Source organism: Bradyrhizobium acaciae, from assembly GCF_020889785.1.
In the GTDB taxonomy this organism is placed as follows: domain Bacteria; phylum Pseudomonadota; class Alphaproteobacteria; order Rhizobiales; family Xanthobacteraceae; genus Bradyrhizobium; species Bradyrhizobium acaciae.
The window spans coordinates 1-1,736 of sequence record NZ_JACMYK010000298.1 but is presented as its reverse complement, the minus strand read 5'-3'; the positions used below and the strand labels follow the sequence as shown (position 1 = coordinate 1,736).

The window sequence follows — 1,736 nt, the reverse complement described above, 5'->3', positions numbered from 1 at the left end:
CGAGGCCGCGCCTGCTGCCGAGACCAAGGGAGATGCAAAGGCGGAAGCGCCGCAGCCCGCGGCGAAGGTGCCGGCCGCTCCGGTCAGCGAGGCGCTGCCCGATCCGGAAATCCCGGCGGGTACCGAAATGGTCACCCAGACCATTCGCGAGGCGCTGCGCGATGCCATGGCCGAGGAGATGCGCCGCGACGGCGACGTCTTCATCATGGGCGAGGAGGTCGCCGAGTATCAGGGCGCCTACAAGGTGACGCAGGGCCTGTTGCAGGAGTTCGGCGCCCGCCGCGTGATCGACACGCCGATCACCGAGCACGGCTTTGCCGGCGTCGGCGTCGGCGCGGCGATGGCCGGGCTGAAGCCGATCGTCGAGTTCATGACCTGGAATTTCGCGATGCAGGCGATCGACCAGATCATCAATTCCGCTGCCAAGACGCTGTATATGTCCGGCGGCCAGATGGGATGCTCGATCGTGTTCCGTGGTCCGAACGGCGCCGCCGCGCGCGTCGCGGCCCAGCACAGCCAGGACTACGCCGCCTGGTACTCGCAGGTGCCGGGCCTGAAGGTGGTCGCGCCGTATTCGGCCTCCGACTACAAGGGCCTGCTCAAGGCGGCGATCCGCGATCCCAATCCGGTGGTCTTCCTCGAGAACGAGATGCTGTACGGCCACACCGGCGAGATACCGAAGCTTGACGATTTCGTGGTGCCGATCGGCAAGGCGCGCATTGCGCGGGCCGGCAAGGACGTCACCATCGTCTCCTGGGCGATGGGCATGTCCTATGCGCTGAAGGCTGCCGACGAGCTCGCCAAGGAGGGCGTCGAGGCCGAGGTGATCGATCTGCGCACCATCCGTCCGATGGACACCGAGACCATCATCAACTCGGTGAAGAAGACCGGCCGTGCGGTCACGGTGGAGGAGGGCTGGCAGCAGAGCGGTGTCGGCTCCGAGGTCGCGGCGCGGATCATGGAGCATGCCTTCGACTATCTCGATGCGCCGGTGGCGCGGGTCTCCGGCAAGGACGTGCCGATGCCTTACGCGGCCAACCTCGAAAAGCTCGCTCTGCCCTCCGTCGCCGAGGTGGTCGCAGCCGCCAAGGCCGTGTCCTACCGGTAACGCCGATGGCCGGTCCCAAGGAGCAGCCGCTGCCGCCTGACGTGATGGGCCGCGACGACGCCATCGAGGTGCTGCGCGCCTTTGTCATCGACGGCGGCCTGTCGATCGCGTTCCAGCGCGCCTTCGAGGAGCCGGACATGTGGGGGCTGATGCTCGTCGACATCGCCCGTCACGCCGCGCGCGCCTATTCGCGCGAGAGCGAATACACCGAAGACGAGGCGCTCGCGCGCATCGTCGAGATGTTCGAAGCCGAAATCGCCCGGCCGACCGACATGGGCCAAACCAAACCGCGGTCGCAACAAGGTCACTGACAATGCCGATCAATATTCTCATGCCCGCGCTGTCGCCGACGATGGAAAAGGGCAACCTCGCCAAGTGGCTCAAGAAAGAGGGCGACAAGGTCAAGTCCGGCGACGTGATCGCGGAGATCGAGACCGACAAGGCGACGATGGAAGTCGAGGCGGTCGATGAAGGTACGATCGCCAAGATCCTGGTGCCCGAGGGCACCCAGGACGTGCCGGTCAACGATGTCATCGCGGTCATGGCCGGCGACGGCGAGGATGTGAAGGCGGCAGCAAGCGCCGGAGCGGGCGCCGCACCTGCGCCGAAGCCCGCCGAGGCACCGAAG

The 1,736-nt window shown here is 66.6% G+C and carries 3 protein-coding genes; all 3 read left to right on the top strand.

Going from position 1 to position 1,736, the window contains the following annotated elements; all coding sequences use genetic code 11:
* On the top strand, nt 1-1,108 hold a 1,108-nt coding region (locus H8A92_RS40365), incomplete at its 5' end, for a pyruvate dehydrogenase complex E1 component subunit beta (protein WP_229200792.1).
* 5 nt (nt 1,109-1,113) lie between these two features.
* Nucleotides 1,114-1,419, top strand: a complete 306-nt coding sequence (locus H8A92_RS40360; RefSeq protein WP_229200791.1) for a DUF5076 domain-containing protein — start codon at nt 1,114-1,116, stop codon at nt 1,417-1,419.
* Between the two features lie 2 nt (nt 1,420-1,421).
* Nucleotides 1,422-1,736 (top strand): biotin/lipoyl-containing protein (locus H8A92_RS40355; RefSeq protein WP_229200790.1); only part of this gene is annotated, 315 nt, incomplete at its 3' end.